The sequence below is a fragment of the Hamadaea tsunoensis DSM 44101 genome, assembly GCF_000428945.1.
GTDB lineage: Bacteria > Actinomycetota > Actinomycetes > Mycobacteriales > Micromonosporaceae > Hamadaea > Hamadaea tsunoensis.
This window is the reverse complement of record NZ_AUAX01000034.1, coordinates 45,277-61,468: the sequence shown is the minus strand read 5'-3', so window position 1 is coordinate 61,468 and position 16,192 is coordinate 45,277. Positions and strand designations below refer to the sequence as shown.

General features: G+C 69.8%; 14 protein-coding genes. 9 read left to right on the top strand and 5 right to left on the bottom strand.

What is annotated here, in order from left to right:
- Positions 1 to 37: 37 nt before the first annotated feature.
- From G401_RS0134035 to rny, 6 genes are all read left to right on the top strand, one after another.
- The gene (locus G401_RS0134035) at positions 38 to 1,348 is read left to right on the top strand and encodes an aminotransferase class I/II-fold pyridoxal phosphate-dependent enzyme (RefSeq protein WP_027346005.1); all 1,311 of its coding nucleotides are present in this window, start codon (positions 38 to 40) and stop codon (positions 1,346 to 1,348) included.
- A 63-nt stretch (positions 1,349 to 1,411) separates the two neighbouring features.
- Positions 1,412 to 2,686 (top strand): MFS transporter, encoded by a 1,275-nt coding sequence (locus G401_RS50325; RefSeq protein ID WP_051367552.1) that lies wholly within the window; start codon positions 1,412 to 1,414, stop codon positions 2,684 to 2,686.
- Positions 2,673 to 2,870, top strand: coding sequence for a DUF3046 domain-containing protein (locus G401_RS0134025; RefSeq protein ID WP_027346004.1), 198 nt, complete (start codon positions 2,673 to 2,675; stop codon positions 2,868 to 2,870). The genes G401_RS50325 and G401_RS0134025 overlap by 14 nt, the downstream gene beginning before the upstream one ends.
- Positions 2,871 to 3,061: 191 nt before the next feature.
- Positions 3,062 to 4,126: a recombinase RecA gene (recA, locus tag G401_RS0134020; protein WP_027346003.1), complete on the top strand. Its 1,065-nt coding sequence runs from the start codon at positions 3,062 to 3,064 to the stop codon at positions 4,124 to 4,126.
- A gap of 41 nt (positions 4,127 to 4,167) precedes the next feature.
- Entirely contained in the window at positions 4,168 to 4,968 is an 801-nt protein-coding gene (locus tag G401_RS50320) for a regulatory protein RecX (protein ID WP_027346002.1), read from the top strand.
- Between the two features lie 277 nt (positions 4,969 to 5,245).
- Positions 5,246 to 7,114: a ribonuclease Y gene (rny, locus tag G401_RS0134010; RefSeq protein ID WP_027346001.1), complete on the top strand. Its 1,869-nt coding sequence runs from the start codon at positions 5,246 to 5,248 to the stop codon at positions 7,112 to 7,114.
- Positions 7,115 to 7,239: 125 nt separating this feature from the next.
- On the opposite strand, the gene G401_RS0134005 is transcribed toward rny, so the two are convergent.
- The 4 genes from G401_RS0134005 to G401_RS0133990 form a co-directional block, all read right to left on the bottom strand.
- Positions 7,240 to 8,184 carry an amino acid ABC transporter permease gene (locus tag G401_RS0134005; protein ID WP_027346000.1) on the bottom strand — a complete coding sequence of 315 codons (945 nt, stop codon included), beginning with the start codon at positions 8,182 to 8,184 and terminating at the stop codon, positions 7,240 to 7,242.
- Positions 8,181 to 8,894, bottom strand: a complete 714-nt coding sequence (locus G401_RS0134000; RefSeq protein ID WP_027345999.1) for an amino acid ABC transporter permease — start codon at positions 8,892 to 8,894, stop codon at positions 8,181 to 8,183. The genes G401_RS0134005 and G401_RS0134000 overlap by 4 nt, the downstream gene beginning before the upstream one ends.
- 27 nt (positions 8,895 to 8,921) lie before the next feature.
- Positions 8,922 to 9,785: a glutamate ABC transporter substrate-binding protein gene (locus tag G401_RS0133995; RefSeq protein ID WP_027345998.1), complete on the bottom strand. Its 864-nt coding sequence runs from the start codon at positions 9,783 to 9,785 to the stop codon at positions 8,922 to 8,924.
- Between the two features lie 73 nt (positions 9,786 to 9,858).
- Positions 9,859 to 10,599 (bottom strand): amino acid ABC transporter ATP-binding protein, encoded by a 741-nt coding sequence (locus G401_RS0133990; protein WP_027345997.1) that lies wholly within the window; start codon positions 10,597 to 10,599, stop codon positions 9,859 to 9,861.
- A gap of 362 nt (positions 10,600 to 10,961) precedes the next feature.
- Between G401_RS0133990 and G401_RS0133985 the strand changes: the two genes are divergently transcribed.
- The gene (locus tag G401_RS0133985; protein ID WP_027345996.1) at positions 10,962 to 12,239 is read left to right on the top strand and encodes a citrate synthase; all 1,278 of its coding nucleotides are present in this window, start codon (positions 10,962 to 10,964) and stop codon (positions 12,237 to 12,239) included.
- A gap of 114 nt (positions 12,240 to 12,353) precedes the next feature.
- Positions 12,354 to 13,817 carry a tRNA (N6-isopentenyl adenosine(37)-C2)-methylthiotransferase MiaB gene (gene miaB / locus G401_RS0133980; RefSeq protein WP_034593970.1) on the top strand — a complete coding sequence of 488 codons (1,464 nt, stop codon included), beginning with the start codon at positions 12,354 to 12,356 and terminating at the stop codon, positions 13,815 to 13,817.
- 61 nt (positions 13,818 to 13,878) lie between these two features.
- On the opposite strand, the gene G401_RS0133975 is transcribed toward miaB, so the two are convergent.
- Positions 13,879 to 15,087, bottom strand: coding sequence for a DUF349 domain-containing protein (locus tag G401_RS0133975; RefSeq protein ID WP_027345994.1), 1,209 nt, complete (start codon positions 15,085 to 15,087; stop codon positions 13,879 to 13,881).
- A gap of 170 nt (positions 15,088 to 15,257) precedes the next feature.
- Between G401_RS0133975 and miaA the strand changes: the two genes are divergently transcribed.
- Positions 15,258 to 16,184 carry a tRNA (adenosine(37)-N6)-dimethylallyltransferase MiaA gene (gene miaA, locus G401_RS0133970; protein ID WP_245601951.1) on the top strand — a complete coding sequence of 309 codons (927 nt, stop codon included), beginning with the start codon at positions 15,258 to 15,260 and terminating at the stop codon, positions 16,182 to 16,184.
- The last annotated feature ends 8 nt before the right edge of the window (positions 16,185 to 16,192 follow it).

Genomic DNA, 16,192 nt, shown 5'->3' with positions numbered 1-16,192 from the left:
CCGCGAAAGATGATTGTTCTGGTACAGTCTTGAAACTGTGGCAGTACAGTATCAGATCACCGGGAAGTCCGCAGCCGCCATCGTCGGCAGCGTCGAGGAGGGCGTGCGGACGGGCGCGCTGCGCGAAGGCGACGCGCTGCCCACCGTCCGGGCGCTCGCCGAGGAGCTGGGCGTGGCCGCGAACACCGCCGCGGCCGCGTACCAGCAGCTGCGCCAGCGGGGCGTCATCGAGACCCAGGGCCGGCACGGTACGCGTGTCCGCCGCGAGCCGCCGATCTCGACGTTCCGGTCGCAGCGCGGATTGAGCCTGCCGCCCGGCGTACTGGATCTGGCGCGGGGCGAGCCGACGCTGCTGCCCGACCTGACCGAGGCACTCACGTACGCGGCCGCCCACCGGACGCCGGCCAACTACCGCAACGGCGGACCGCTGCCCGCGCTGCTGGAGGCGGCCCGGACGCGGCTGTCCGAGCTGCCGGCGGACGCGGCGGTCACGGTCGTCGGCGGTGCGCTCGACGGCCTCGACCGCCTGCTCGACGCTGCGGTGCGACCCGGCGATCCGGTCGGCGTCGAGGACCCGGGCTGGGCGGCCTCGCTGGACCTGATGGCCGCGCGGGGGCTCACGCCGGTGCCGATGCCGGTCGACGACGAGGGCCCGACCGTCGAGGGCGTGCGCGCCGCGCTGGTCAAAGGGGTCAAGGCGATCGTGGTGACGACGCGGGCGCAGAGCCCGACCGGAGCCGCCGTGAGCGCCGCGCGCGCGGCCGACCTGCGGCGGCTGCTCCGCCACCAGGACGTGCTCGTGATCGAGGACGACCACGCCGCCGAGCTGGCCGCCGTGCCGCTGGCCACGCTGGCCGGGACCACCGACCGGTGGGCGTTCCTGCGCAGCGCGTCCAAGCCCTACGGGCCCGACCTGCGGATCGCCGTACTGGCCGGTGACGCGACGACGGTGTCCCGTGTGGAGGGTCGCATGCGGCTCGGCTCCGGCTGGGTCTCCACCGTCCTGCAGCACACCTTGCTGCGGCTCTGGGCGACCGTCGACGTCAGCGAGGCCGGCCGCGAGTACGACCGGCGGCGCGACGCGCTCGTGACTGCTCTGCGGGACCGCGGACTGCCCGCGATGGGCCGGACGGGGATCAACATCTGGGTACCCGTGGCCGACGAGACGCGTACGCTCACCGCCCTGCGGGACGCCGGGTACGCCGTCGCGCCGGGCAGCGTCTACCGGCTGGCCGCGCCGCCCGGCGTACGCGTGACGATCGCGAATCTGGAGACCGCGGAGGTGGAGCGGTTCGCGGACGCCTTCGCCGCGGCGGCCGGGGGAGCGGGCGGGCGCTGGACGGTGTGACGGTGCCGAGGGGGCGCCTGTAGGGTCGTACCTCCCTGTCACTCCTTACCCCTCGGAGTCGTCGTGTCCCTCCCCGACGTCGCGCGCGTGCAGCGGCGCACGGTGCGTGTGCTCGTCGCCAACGAGATCGTGAGCGGCTTGGGCAGCGCGATCGGCATCTCGGTGGGGGCGTTGCTGACCCGCGACATGGTGGGCACCGCGCTGTCCGGCGTCGCGCAGAGCGTCGCGGTCGTGGGCGGCGCGGTGTTCGCGGTGCCGGCGAGCCGGCTCATGAACCGCCGCGGCCGCCGTCCCGGTCTCGCGCTCTGCTACCTGGCGGGCGCGCTGGGCGCGCTGCTGGTGGTCGTCGCGGCCGCCCGGCGGGACGTCGCCTGGCTGCTCGCGGGCATGTTCCTGTTCGGGGCCGGCACCACCGGCAAATACCAGTCCCGGTACGCGGCGGCGGACCTGGCCGATCCCGCCCACCGGGGCCGCCAGCTGTCCTGGGTGGTGTGGGCCTCGACGATCGGCGCGGTGGCCGGGCCGAACCTGGCCGCGCCGGTGGGCTACCTGGTACGCGGCCGCGGCGTGCCCGAGCTGGCCGCGCCCTACCTGGCCTCGGCGGTGACGTTCGGCGTCTGCGCGATCTGGCTGCTGGTCATGCTGCGGCCGGATCCCCTGCGGCTGGCCAAGAAGCTCGCGCCGGCGGAGCCGGACCGGCCGGCGGGCCGCAAGGTGGGGCTGGCCGAGGCGGCCCGCGCGGTGTGGGCGGTGCCGGCCGCCCGGCTGGGCCTGTCCGCGATGGCGCTCGGGCACACGGTCATGGTCGGTGTGATGTCGATGACGCCGATCCACATCGGCGCCACCCACCACGGTCCGGGGACGCTGACCGTCGTCGGCTTCGTGATCGGCCTGCACATCGCCGGCATGTACGCGCTGTCGCCGCTGGTCGGCTGGCTGACCGACCGGGTCGGGCGGCGCCAGGTCGTGCTGGCCGGCGTGGCGCTGCTGGCGGCGGCGTGCGCGGTCGCGGGCACCGCCGGCGACGACGTCGTACGCCTGACGATCGGCCTGGTCCTGCTCGGCCAGGGCTGGTCGTGCACGATGGTGGCCGGCTCGACGATGTTCGCCGAGAGCGTCCCGCTGCCGGTGAAGGCGTCCGCGCAGGGCCTGTCCGATCTGGCCACGGGGATCGCCGGGGCCGGCGCCGGACTGCTGTCGGGAATCATCGTCCAGGAACTGTCGTACGCGGCGCTGGCCGGTCTGGCCGCCGTGGCGATCGTGCCGCTGCTGGCGCTGGCGCTCCGGACGGGGCACCCTGGTCGGATGAGTGGAAGGGTTGCCGATGAAGCTGAGTGACTTCTGGCGGCGGATGGGCGAGGCGTTCGGCACGACGTACGCCCGGTCGGTCGCGGCCGACCAGGTGCTGCCGCAGCTCGGCCTGACCGTCGACGACGCGCTGCGGTCCGGCGTCGAGACGGTGACCGTCTGGCGGGCTGTCGTGGCGACTTACCCCGACCGTGTGCCGTCCCGGCTCCGATAGCGTGTCGGGTAGCACTTAGTACGCCTGTACGGGTATCGTGCGGCTCGTTCACTACGGAATGGAACTCCTCCGTCGGCCCGCGCACGTGATCATCGGCGGTTTTGTCGTACCCGCCGCATACGGTGTCGGACGTGACGAAGAGCTCGACGGCGAAGGCGCCCGCGAAGGCGGCCCAGCAAGGGGTGGCAAACATGGCAGCAGCATCAGGCAGCGGCAGTCCCGATAAGAGCAAAGCGCTGGATCTGGCGCTCGCCCAGATCGAGAAGGCGCACGGCAAGGGCTCGGTGATGCGCCTCGGCGAGCGGCCGCAGGTGCAGATGTCGGTCATCCCGACCGGCTCGATCGCCCTCGACGTCGCCCTCGGCGTCGGCGGCCTGCCGCGGGGCCGCATCGTCGAGATCTACGGCCCGGAGGCCTCCGGTAAGACGTCGCTGGCCCTGCACTCGATCGCCAACGCCCAGCGGGCCGGCGGCATCGCCGCGATCATCGACGCCGAGCACGCCCTCGACCCGGAGTACGCCAAGGCTCTCGGCGTCGACACCGACGCCCTCCTGGTGTCCCAGCCGGACACCGGCGAGCAGGCGCTGGAGATCGCCGACATGCTGGTCCGGTCGGGCGCCCTCGACCTCATCGTCATCGACTCGGTGGCCGCGCTCGTGCCGCGGGCCGAGATCGAGGGCGAGATGGGCGACAGCCACGTCGGTCTGCAGGCCCGGCTCATGAGCCAGGCGCTGCGGAAGATGACCGGCGCGCTCAACAACACCAACACGACCGCGATCTTCATCAACCAGCTGCGCGAGAAGATCGGCGTGATGTTCGGCTCGCCCGAGACCACGACCGGTGGTAAGGCGCTGAAGTTCTACGCGTCGGTCCGCCTCGACGTGCGGCGGATCGAGAGCCTGAAGGACGGCACCGAGGTCGTCGGCAACCGGACCCGGGTCAAGGTCGTCAAGAACAAGGTCTCCAGCCCGTTCCGGCAGGCCGAGTTCGACATCATGTACGGCAAGGGCATCTCGCGGGAGGGTTCGCTGATCGACGTGGGCGTCGAGCAGAGCATCATCCGCAAGGCGGGCGCCTGGTACACGTACGAGGGCGACCAGCTCGGCCAGGGCAAGGAGAAGGCGCGGGAGTTCCTCAAGGAGAACCCCGACGTCGCGGCCGAGATCGAGAAGAAGATCCTGGAGAAGCTCGGCGTCGGCGTGGGTGCCGCGAACGACGAGGCCGGCGGCCCGGCGCTGCCCCCGGTGGACTTCTGATCGACGGTCACGTCCACGGGCACTGAGCGGGGGACGAGCACATCGTGACAAGACGAGCGCGTACGGGCCGGGGTTGGGATGCCGCCCCGCCCCGGCCGCCTCGTACCCGGCCCCGCGCCACCGCGGAGGGCGGCGAGGTGACGTGGTTCCCCGACGAAGCCGAGCAGGCCGCTGGTCGGTCGGCGGGGCCTGACAGTGATGAGACATTTCGCACAACCCGGGAAAGTCGGCGACACGCTCGACGCGCCGAGGGGGACGACACGCGTACCGGTGTGTCGGCGGCTCCGCCGAAGCCTCGTGACCAGAGCGAAGTCGCCCGGGACATCTGCCTCCGGCTGCTCGCCGTCCGGCCGCGTACGCGCAAGGAACTCGCCGACGCCCTGTTGAAGAAGGACATTCCGGACGAAGTCACGGCCGAGGTGCTGGACCGCTACGACGAGGTCGGCCTCATCGACGACGCGGCCTTCGCGCGCGCGTGGGTCGAATCACGCCACCACGGCAAGGGCCTCGCCCGCCGAGCGCTCAGCCAGGAGCTGCGGCGCAAGGGCGTCGACTCGGACACGGTCGCCGAGGCGCTGGACGAGCTGGCCCCGGATGCCGAGGAGCGGACCGCCCGCGAGCTGGTCGAGCGCAAAGTCCGGACGATACGGGGCGAACCGGACGCCGTCTTCCGTCGCCTGGTCGGCATGCTCGCGCGCAAGGGCTACGGGCCGGGCGTCGCGTACCGGATCGTCAAGGACGTGCTTGACCAGCGGGAACTCGGCGCCGACGGCGAAGCGTGGGCCGACGCGCTCGAGGCGGAAGCCGCCGAGGCTGAGTGGGAACGCCCGGATCGTGTCTGATCATGAGTTCTTGACCGAGCGTCCCTCACAACCTAGCCTCGTGGTACGAGGGTTTCCTCCGACCACCTTGGGTTAAAGCGCACAACATAGATCGCGTAACAGTAGAGCAACAGTTTGAGTGACCGATGTTCTCTCGACATCGGTCCGGGATAACCGTTCGGACAGCCGGCACGCGTCGGGTGTCCGGTGTGGACTTTCCGGGCCGCTGTGCGGGTCGATGTCGTGCACCCTCGCCATGGTCGGGCGACCCACGCTGATGACGGCGAAGGGAGTGACCATGAGCGGGCTCGAGGGAGTGCTCGCGGGCGCGGTCGTCCTGCTCGCCCTCGGTGTCGTCGCGTTGTTCGTGGTCGGCGTACGCGTGCTGCGCCAGATGGGCGGGGGTGGGCGGCAGCCCGCCGCGGCGGACGACCACTCGCTGTGGCAGCGGCCGATCGCAGCCGCCGACAGCGCCGAATCCCGTGAACTTCACGCGGCCGCCATCGAGGCGGCCGCGACTTTGGAACAGGCCCGCGCGCTCGCCGCCACCGCCCAGCGGGAAGCCAGCTCGGCCCGGGGCGACGCGACCGCCGCCAAGGCCGACGCCGCCGCCGCGAAGGCCGAGGCGTCCGCGGCGCGTACGGAGGCGCAGCGCATCCTCGACTCCGCCCACACGGAGGCGGAGGGGCTCCTGGAACGTGCCCAGAAGCAAGCCGAGCTCGACGCCGAACAGGTACGCCAAGCTGCCCGCCGCAGTGGTGAGCGGGAGATCGCGCTGCTGACCGCGACCGCCAAGGAGCAGTCGGAGGACGCCGAGCGGCGGGCCCAGCGGCTCGACGAACGGGAGCGCCGCCACGCCGAGGAGGCCGACCGGCTGGCCGAGCGCGAGCGCCTGCACGGCGAGGAGGCCGAACGCCTCGCCGAGCGCGACCGCCGGATCGCCGCCGCCGAACTCGACCTCGTGCGCTGGGAGACCGAGCTGAACCAGCGCTCCGACCAGCTGGACAAGGGCGAGGAGGCGCGTCGCAAGGAGTTGGAGCGTGTCGCCGGGCTGACCGCCGACGCCGCCAAGGCCGAACTCGTCGAGGCCGTCGAGGCGCAGGCGAAGCGCGAAGCGGTCCTGCTCATCCGGGACATCGAGAACGACGCCCGGTCGACCGCCGATCAGCGGGCCCGGCACATCGTCGTCGACGCCATCCAGCGGGTCGCGAGCGAGCAGACCGCGGAGAGCGTGGTCAGCGTCCTGCACCTGCCCTCCGACGAGATGAAGGGCCGGATCATCGGCCGCGAGGGCCGCAACATCCGCGCCTTCGAGCAGGTCACCGGGGTCAACCTGATCATCGACGACACTCCCGAGGCGGTCCTGCTCTCCTGCTTCGACCCCGTACGCCGGGAGATCGGCCGGGTCACCCTGGAGAAGCTGGTCCTCGACGGCCGCATCCACCCGCACCGGATCGAGGAGGTCTACGAGACCGCCCGCGACGAGGTCGAGCGGCTCTGCCTGCGGGCGGCCGAGGACGCCCTGGTCGAGGTCGGCATCACGGAGATCCACGAGGACCTGGTGACCATGCTCGGCCGGCTGCGCTACCGGACCTCGTACGGGCAGAACGTGCTCAAGCACCTCGTCGAGACCGCGCACATCGCCGGGATCATGGCGGCCGAGCTCCGGCTCGAACCGGCGATCATCAAGCGGGCGGCGTTCCTGCACGACATCGGCAAGGCGCTCACGCACGAGGTGGAGGGGTCGCACGCGCTCATCGGCGCCGACCTGGCCCGCCGCTGCGGCGAGTCGGAAGAGGTCGTGCACGCCATCGAGGCGCACCACAACGAGGTCGCGCCCCAGACCATCGAGGCGGTCCTCACCCAGGCCTCCGACGCCTGCTCCGGCGGCCGTCCGGGGGCCCGGCGGGAGAGCCTCGAAGCGTACGTGAAGCGGCTGGAGCGGATCGAGGAGATCGCCTCCGGCAAGGTCGGCGTCGAGAAGGTCTTCGCGATGCAGGCCGGCCGCGAGATCCGGGTCATGGTCCGGCCGGAGCAGGTCGACGAGATCGGCGCGGCGGTCCTCGCCCGGGACGTGGCCAAGCAGATCGAGGAGGAGCTGACCTACCCCGGTCAGATCCGCGTCACCGTCGTCCGCGAGTCGCGGACGACCGAGATCGCCCGCTGACGGAAGACCCCAAGATCCCACGACCCCAAGATCCCGCTTGGATCAGGGATGTCACCCGAATCATGGTCCATGATCACGTGCGAAAACCTGATCCAAACGGGATCATGGGCAAGCCGGGCGGGTGGTCACGCCGCGCTGGCCTCGGCCTGTGACACGAGCGCCGTGACCGGCGGTTCCACCGCCTTGTAGCCGCTCTTGGACAGCCGCTTCTGCAGGTACTGGGCCAGCTTCGACAGCGCGTAGTTCACGACGATGTACATGACGCCGACCGAGAAGTACATCGGGATGCCGATGTCGATGTTGTAGCTGTGGAACGCCTCGACCATCTGCTTGGAGACGCCGAGCGCCTCCTCGTACGAGATGATCAGGCCGCCGAGCGAGGTGTCCTTGAGGATCACGACGACCTGGCTGATCAGTGACGGCAGCATGACCCGCAGCGCCTGCGGGTAGAGCACCAGCCAGGAGGTCTGCCAGGGGCGCAGGCCGACCGCGAAGGCCGCCTCCCGCTGACCGGCCGGCAGACCGTCCATTCCGGACCGGAGGATCTCGCCGATGACGACGCTGTTGTAGAGCGTCAAGCCGATGACGAGGAACCACAGGCGGTCGTCGAAATCGATGCCCCAGACCGGCAGCACCATGAAGACGAAGAAGAGGGTCGTGACGACCGGCGTACCGCGCCAGACCTCGACCCATGTACGCGTCGCCGAGCGCGTGCTGTTCAGGCCGAGCCGCTTCAGCGGGCTCATCCGGAAGATCCGGAGTTCGAGCAGCTGACGCCGGAGCAGTGCGAGCAGGGAGCCGACGATCAGGGATGCCACGATCGACAGGCCGGCCGCCTTGAGCGTGTTCAGCCAGCCGGTCTGCCAGCGATCCCAGACCATCGGGAAGTACTGGTTGCCGGGGTTCACGATCGGCGCCCAGATCTTGCCGTCGAACTGGTGGTGCTGGTCGAGCGGCACGTAGATCCAGCGATAGGCGGCGTACGCGAGCACGGGCACGGCCACGATGCTGGCGATGATCGTGATCAGCCGCGTACGCGGACCGGGCGCGTCGTAGAGGACACTGTTCATCGGGTGGCGACCTTCTTCTGCGAGCGCTCGACCATGTCGAGGAGAAGCCCGAGCGGGATGGTCAGGATGAGGAAGCCGACGGCGACCCCGAGGAAGACCGGGACCGCGTCGTAGTACTGCTGGGAGACCAACTCGTCGACGACGCCCATGAGGGTGACGATCACGCCGAAGGCGGCGGCCAGCGCCGAATTCTTCACCATGGCGATGATGACGCTGCCCAGCGGCACGATCGCGAGCTTCCACGCCTGGGGAAGAACCACATGCCGGAGGTTCTGGGTGAAGCTGAGGCCGAGCGAGCGCGCCGCCTCGGCCTGCCCCAGCGGAACGGCGCCGATGCCCGATCGGAGCGCCTCGCAGACGAACGCCGTCGTGTAGAGCGTGAGGGCGATCGTGGCGAACCGGAAGTACGGCAGGTCGGTGCCGAGCGGCTTGATGACGTCGCGCAGCCCGGGGATCTTCAGGAAGCTCGCGTCGCTGCCCAGCAGTGGCAGGGCGAACGCCGCGAAGAACATGACCACGGTCAACGGCACGTTCCGGAACACCGTCACGTACGCCGTTCCCACCGCGCGTAGCGGCGGGATCGGCGAGATCCGCAGCACCGCGACGAGCGCGCCGAGGATCAGCGCGCCCACCGCGGCGAGCAGGCACATCTGCACGGTGCCGAGGAAGCCATTCCAGAAGACGTCGAGCTTGTCGGAGAAGACTTCCACGGCCCGTGTCCCTTCTATGGAGTTATGTCAGTAGCGCTGAACGGTCAGCGCCGTGGGCATCTTGACGTTCGTGCCGAGGGTCGCGTCCCAGGCCGTCTTGTAGCGGCCGTCCTTGAACGCCGCCTCGAGGACGTCGTTGATCCAGTCGCGGAACTGCTTGTCGTCCTTCTTGACGCCGATGCCGTAGGGCTCGCGGGTGAAGGGCTGGCCGAGCAGCTTGACCGCGTCCGGGTTCTGGCTCTGGAAGCCCGAGAGGATCACGTTGTCGGTGGTGATGGCGTCGACCTGCTTGGCCTTCAGCGCGTCCAGGCACTTCGAGTAGACGTCGAACAGGACCAGCTGAGCGGTCTTGTCCTTCAGGTACTGCTCGATGTTCTTGGCCGGCGTCGAGCCGGTCACGGAGCAGACCTTCTTGTCACCGGCCTGGAAGGACTCCGGCCCGCTGATCGAGTCGTCGTCCTTGCGGACCAGGATGTCCTGACCGGCGGTGAAGTACGGGCCGGCGAAGGAGACCTTCTCCTTGCGGGCGTCGTTGATCGTGTACGTCGCCACGACCAGGCTGACCTTGTCCTGCTGGATGTAGTCCTCGCGAACCTTCGACGGGGACTCGACCCACTCGATGTTGTCGTCCTTGATGCCCAGCTCCTTGGTGAGGATCTTCGCGATCTCCACGTCGAAGCCGGCCGGCTTGCCGTCCAGGCCCTTGAGGCCGAACAGCGGCTGGTCGAACTTGGTGCCGATCTTGATCTTGCCAGCGTCGGCGAGCTTGGCCATGGTGGAACCGGCGGGGAACTTGTTCGAGCTCGACTTGTCGTCGTCCCCACCGCAGGCGGCAGCGCCCAGCGCGAGCGCGGCGACGACTGCCACCGCGGCGATGCGCGTCAAACGCATGATGTCTCCTCCCTCAACACCGCACGCCGGTAGGGGACCGGCGGCGGAGAATGTGTGGTGATGCGGGCGGTCGTCAGTGGCTGAGGACCTTGCCCAGGAAGTCGCGGGCGCGCTCGGTGCGCGGCTGCGCGAAGAACTCCGCGGGCGGCGCCTGCTCGACGATCTGGCCGTCGGCCATGAACACGACGCGATCGGCGGCGTGCCGCGCGAAGCCCATCTCGTGGGTCACGACGATCATCGTCATGCCGCCCTTGGCCAGGCCGGTCATGACCTCCAGCACCTCGCCCACCATCTCGGGGTCCAGCGCCGAGGTCGGCTCGTCGAAGAGCATCGCCTTGGGGCGCATCGCGAGCGCCCGCGCGATCGCCGCCCGCTGCTGCTGGCCGCCGGACAGCTGGGCAGGATGCTTGCCCGCCTGGTCCGCGATTCCCACGCGCTCCAGAAGCTCCATGCCGTACGCGCGCGCGTCCGCTGTGGACTGCCGGCGTACCTTGGTCGGGCCGAGCGTCACGTTGTCGAGGATCGTCTTGTGCGCGAACAGGTTGAACGACTGGAACACCATCCCGACGTCGGCCCGCAGCCGGGCCAGCGCGCGGCCCTCGGCGGGCAGCGGGCGGCCGTCGAACGTGATGGTGCCGGAGTCTATGGTCTCCAGGCGGTTGATCGATCGGCACAGCGTCGACTTGCCGGAGCCGGAGGGTCCGATGACCACGACGACCTCGCCGGCGGCGACGGAAAGGTTTACGTCGCGCAGGACGTGGAGCTTTCCGAACCATTTGTTGACCGCGTCGAGGGTGATGAGGGCGTCGGTCATGCGTCGTCCTTCGATGGGGCCGCACTGGTGGCGGGTGGCGGGCCAGTCCGGCGGGATGCGGGCGGCGGGGCTATTGGGGTGTATGGGGCACGATGCGCTTCGCGAGTTTATGGGGAGCGTAGTGACAGCAAGCAACCCGTTTGGTCACAGAGCGGTAACACCGTAGGGGATGGGGAAACAACCGGCCGGATGAGCACGCAATGCGTGATCAGCGCGTGACGCAGACAACACCCGGGGACACCGCCGCAGGGTGTGGCCAAGCCGTTACCGTAAATCTGAAGGGATTCATCCATCAGATCCGTCAGATCCGCGACAGACACACCCGGTTCGCGGAAAACTGCACAGGCTTGCGAGGGACACCAATGTCGGAAGTCAAGCTCGAGCACCCCGGCGGGCAGCTCCTCCTGCCGGTGCACCCGGCGGTCGAAGGACCAGCCGGGGCCGACGTCAGCAAGTTGCTGAGCCAGACCGGCTTCGTGACTTACGACCCGGGCTTCGTGAACACCGCCACCTGCTCGTCGAAGATCACCTACATCGACGGAGATGCCGGTATCCTGCGTTACCGCGGGTATCCGATCGAGCAGCTGGCCGAGAAGTCCTCCTTCCTGGAGGTCTCCTACCTGCTGATCTACGGCGAACTGCCGACCGCGCAGCAGCTGGAGACGTTCACCGGCGACATCAAGCGGCACACCCTGCTGCACGAGGACATGCGCCGGTTCTTCGAGGGCTTCCCGCGCGACGCGCACCCGATGCCGGTCCTGTCCTCCGCGGTCACCGCACTGTCCACCTTCTACCAGGACAGCCTCGACCCGTTCGACACCGAGCACGTCGAGATCTCGACGATCCGCCTGCTGGCGAAGGTGCCGACGATCGCGTCGTACGCGTACAAGCGGTCGGTGGGGCAGGCGCTGCTCTACCCGGACAACTCGCTCGGCTACGTCGAGAACTTCCTGCGCATGACGTTCGGGGTCCAGGCCGAGGAGTTCATCGCCGACCCGGTGGTGGCGCGCGTACTGGACATGCTGTTCATCCTGCACGCCGACCACGAGCAGAACTGCTCGACGTCGACGGTACGCATCGCGGGCTCCGCGCAGGCCAACCTCTTCACCTCCATCTCGGCCGGCGTCAACGCGCTGTCCGGGCCGCTGCACGGCGGCGCCAACGAGGCCGTCCTGGAGATGCTCGGCGAGATCCAGGCCTCCGGCGGCGACGTCGAGGCGTTCGTGCGCCGGGTGAAGAACAAGGAGGAGGGCGTCAAGCTGATGGGCTTCGGCCACCGGGTCTACAAGAACTACGACCCGCGGGCCGCCATCGTCAAGAAGGCCGCCCGGGACGTGCTGGAGCGCATGCACAAGCCCGACCCGCTGCTCGACATCGCGATGAAGCTGGAGGAGATCGCCCTCGCGGACGACTACTTCATCTCGCGCAAGCTCTACCCCAACGTGGACTTCTACACGGGCCTGATCTACAAGGCGATGGGCTTCCCGTCGAAGATGTTCACGGTCCTGTTCGCGCTCGGCCGCCTGCCCGGCTGGATCGCCCAGTGGCGCGAAATGATCAACGACCCCGAGACGAAGATCGGCCGCCCGCGGCAGCTCTACGTCGGCTACCCGGAGCGCGACTACCCCGAGAACCGATAGATCCGCACGCTCGGGCTGCTTCGACAAGATCCCGCTTGGATCAGGGTGATTTACCTGATCCAAGCGGGATCTTGGGTTCGGGATATCGTAATAGGTCGGCAGGAGGAGGAACCCGTGTCCAGGAGCTACAAGGTCGTCACGTACGGCTGCCAGATGAACGCTCACGACTCCGAGCGCATCTCCGGGTTGCTCGACGCCGCCGGCTATGTGAAGGCTGAGTCCGACGACGCCGACGTGGTGGTCTTCAACACCTGCGCCGTACGCGAGAACGCCGACAACCGGCTCTACGGCAACCTCGGGCACCTGGCGCCGCAGAAGGCGAAGCGGCCCGGCATGCAGATCGCGGTCGGCGGCTGCCTCGCCCAGAAGGACAAGGGCGACATCGTCAAGAAGGCGCCCTGGGTCGACGTCGTCTTCGGTACGCACAACATCGGCTCCCTGCCGGTGCTGCTCGAACGCGCCCGGCACAACGAGGAGGCCGAGGTCGAGATCCTCGAGTCCCTGGAGGTGTTCCCGTCGACGCTGCCGACCCGGCGCGAGTCGACGTACGCCGGCTGGGTGTCGATCTCGGTCGGCTGCAACAACACCTGCACGTTCTGCATCGTGCCGAGCCTGCGGGGCAAGGAGAAGGACCGCCGCCCCGGCGACGTGCTGGCCGAGGTGCAGGCGCTGGTCGACGAGGGCGTGCTGGAGGTCACCCTGCTCGGCCAGAACGTCAACACCTACGGCGTGGAGTTCGGCGACCGGCAGGCCTTCTCCAAGCTGCTGCGGGCGACCGGCGAGATCGACGGCCTGGAGCGCGTCCGGTTCACCAGCCCGCACCCGGCGGCCTTCACCGACGACGTGATCGCCGCCATGGCCGAGACGGCGAACGTCTGCCACCAGCTGCACATGCCGCTGCAGTCCGGTTCGGACGACGTGCTGAAGGCGATGAAGCGCAGCTACCGGTCGGAGAAGTACCTCGGGATCCTGGACCGCGTACGCGAGGCCATGCCGGACGCCGCGATCACGACCGACATCATCGTCGGCTTCCCCGGCGAGACCGAGGAGGACTTCCAGGCGACCCTGGACGTCGTCCGGCAGGCCCGGTTCGCCAGCGCGTTCACCTTCCAGTACTCGATCCGCCCCGGTACGCCGGCCGCCACGATGCCCGACCAGCTGCCGAAGCAGGTCGTGCAGGAGCGCTACAACCGGCTGATCGAGGTCGTGGAGGAGGTGACGTGGGCCGAGAACAAGAAGCTGATCGGCACCCGTCCCGAGGTCCTCGTGGCCGTCGGCGAGGGCCGCAAGGACGCCTCGACCGGGCGCATGTCGGGACGGGCCCGTGACGGCCGCCTGGTCCACTTCGCGGTCGAGCCCGGCCAGGCGATCCGGCCAGGCGACGTCGTCACCACCGAGATCACGTACGCGGCACCGCACCACCTCAACGCCGACGGCCCGGTCCTCTCCCACCGCCGTACGCGGGCCGGCGACGCGTACGAGGCGGGGCGGGCTGTGCGTACACCTGGAGTGCTGTTGGGACTGCCGGGTGTGGGCGCGCCCAGGAGCGAGCCTGCCGCGGACGCCTGCGCCCGCTAGAGCTGAGCGAAACGAAGGGCCCGAGCCGATGTGGCTCGGGCCCTTCGGCGCTCGGCGGGGCTTATTCAGCCTTCTCCGCGAGCGCGAGGAAGTTCTTCTTGCCGTCGAGGGCGGCCTGGGCTTCCTTGATCCGCTTGGCGTCCCCGGCGGCCTGCGCCTTGGCCAGCTTGGCCTCGGCCTCGGCAACCTGCTTGCGCATCTGGTCGAGCATCGGGTTGGCGGACGGCTCGACCCGGCGCCAGGCCGAGTCCATCGCCGACCGGACCTTGTCCTCGACGGCCCGCAGGCGCCGGTCGAGCCCGGCGGCGGCGTCGCGGCCGACCCGGCCGGAGTCGTGCCACTGGCCCTGCAGCTCGCGCAGCGCGGCCTGGGCGGCCTTCGGGTCGGCGTCCACGTCCAGCGCCTCGGCCTTGGTCAGCAGCTCCTGGCGCTTGCCGAGGGCCTGCTTCTGCTCGGCGTCACGGGCGGAGAAGACCTCGCTGCGGCGGGTGAAGAAGGAGTCCTGGGCGGCGCGGAACCGCTCCCAGAGCTTCTGCTCGGACTCCTTGGAGGCGCGCGGGGCGGCCTTCCAGTCGGTCATGAGCTCCTTGAGCCGGGCGGCGGTGGCGTTCCACTCGGTCGAGTCGGCCAGCTTCTCGGCCTCGGCGACGAGCTCCTCCTTGGCTCCCTGGGCCTGCTTGCGCTGGGAGTCGAGGCTGGCGAAGTGGGCCCCGCGGCGGCGGGTGAAGCCGTCCCGGGCGGCCGCGAAGCGCTTCCACAGCTCGCCGTCGGTCTTCTTGTCGATCCCGCGGATGGTCTTCCACTCGTCGAGGATCTCCTTGAGCCGGTCGCCGGCGGCCTTCCAGCCGGTGGCCTCGTTGGCGAGCAGCTCGGCCTCTTCGACCAGGGCGGTCTTGCGGGCCACGGCCTCCACCCGGGCGGCGTCGCGGGCGGCCTTGGCCACACCGGCCTTCTCCTCGGCGGCGGTCGCGAGACGGTCGAGCCGGGCGGAGAGCGAGTCCAGGTCACCGACGACATGCGCCTCGGCGAGCCCGCCGGCGAGCTTGCGCACAGCGGTCAGGGTGTGCCCCGGGTCGGCCGAGCCGTTGTTCAGCCGGGTCTCCAGCAGCTCCACTTCCGTGATCAGGTCGGCGTACCGGCGGGCGAAGTGGGCCAGGCCCTCCTCCGGGGTACCGGCCTGCCACGATCCGACGACCCGTTCCCCCTCGCTGGTCTTGACGTAGACCGTGCCGTCCTCATCGATCCGGCCGAAGGTCGTCCAGTCGCTCATGTGCCATCCCTCAGTCTTCCCGGCCAGCACGTCGCCCGTGCCGCCCGCCAGCGCGCAGAAAGTGCTCCCCCGGCATTGTCACAGGTCCGACCCGGTGCGCGTCCACCGCCTGTGGCCGACCGTGACCATACGGTGTCCTTGATGATTGTGACAGCCTCTGTGCCGCCCAAATCCGGGCACGATCCGGTTACGGTTGTTCTGTGCAGGTGATCGCCATTGTGGGACCTACCGCCGCCGGAAAGTCGGCACTCTCGCTCGGGCTCGCGACCGCCCTGGGCGGTGAGGTGATCAATTGCGATTCCATGCAGTTCTATCGTGGCATGGATATCGGCACGGCGAAGCTACCGGTCCACGAGCGGGCGGGCGTACCTCACCATCTGCTCGACATCTGGCCGGTGACCAGGACCGCCACCGTCGCCGAGTTCCAGACCCTCGCCCGCGACGCCATCGCCGACGTCGCGGCCCGCGGCCGGATTCCCATGCTGGTCGGCGGTACAGGCCTCTATCTGCGCGCGGTCCTGGAGGAGTTCGCCTTCCCAGGGACCGATCCTGACGTACGCGCCGCGCTGGAAGCCCGCCTCGCCGCGGAGGGCCCGGGCGCCCTGCACGCCGAACTGGCCGATCGGGATCCGGCGGCGGCCGCCGCCATCCTGCCCAGCAACGGCCGCCGGATCGTCCGCGCGCTCGAAGTGATGGAGATCACTGGTGAGCCGTTCACGGCGTCGCTGCCCCACCCCACCCCGCGGTACGCGTCCGTCCAGATAGCCGTCGACCGGGACGACCTCGACGAGCGGACCGAGCGGCGGGTCACCCAGATGTGGACGGCCGGACTCGTCGACGAGGTACGCGGCCTCGTCCCGCAGGGCCTGCGCGAGGGGCTGACGGCCAGCCGGGCGCTCGGGTACCAGCAGGTGCTCGCGTACCTGGACGGGAGCATGACGGAGGAGGAGGCGTTCACGGCGACCGTCGTCGGCACCCGTCGCTTCGTGCGCCGCCAGCGTTCCTGGTTCCGCCGGGACCCCGCGATCACCTGGCTCGACGGGGCGCGGGAGGATCTGCTGGCACAGGCGCAGAAGGTGGTGGAGGGCTCGTCATGACGATCACG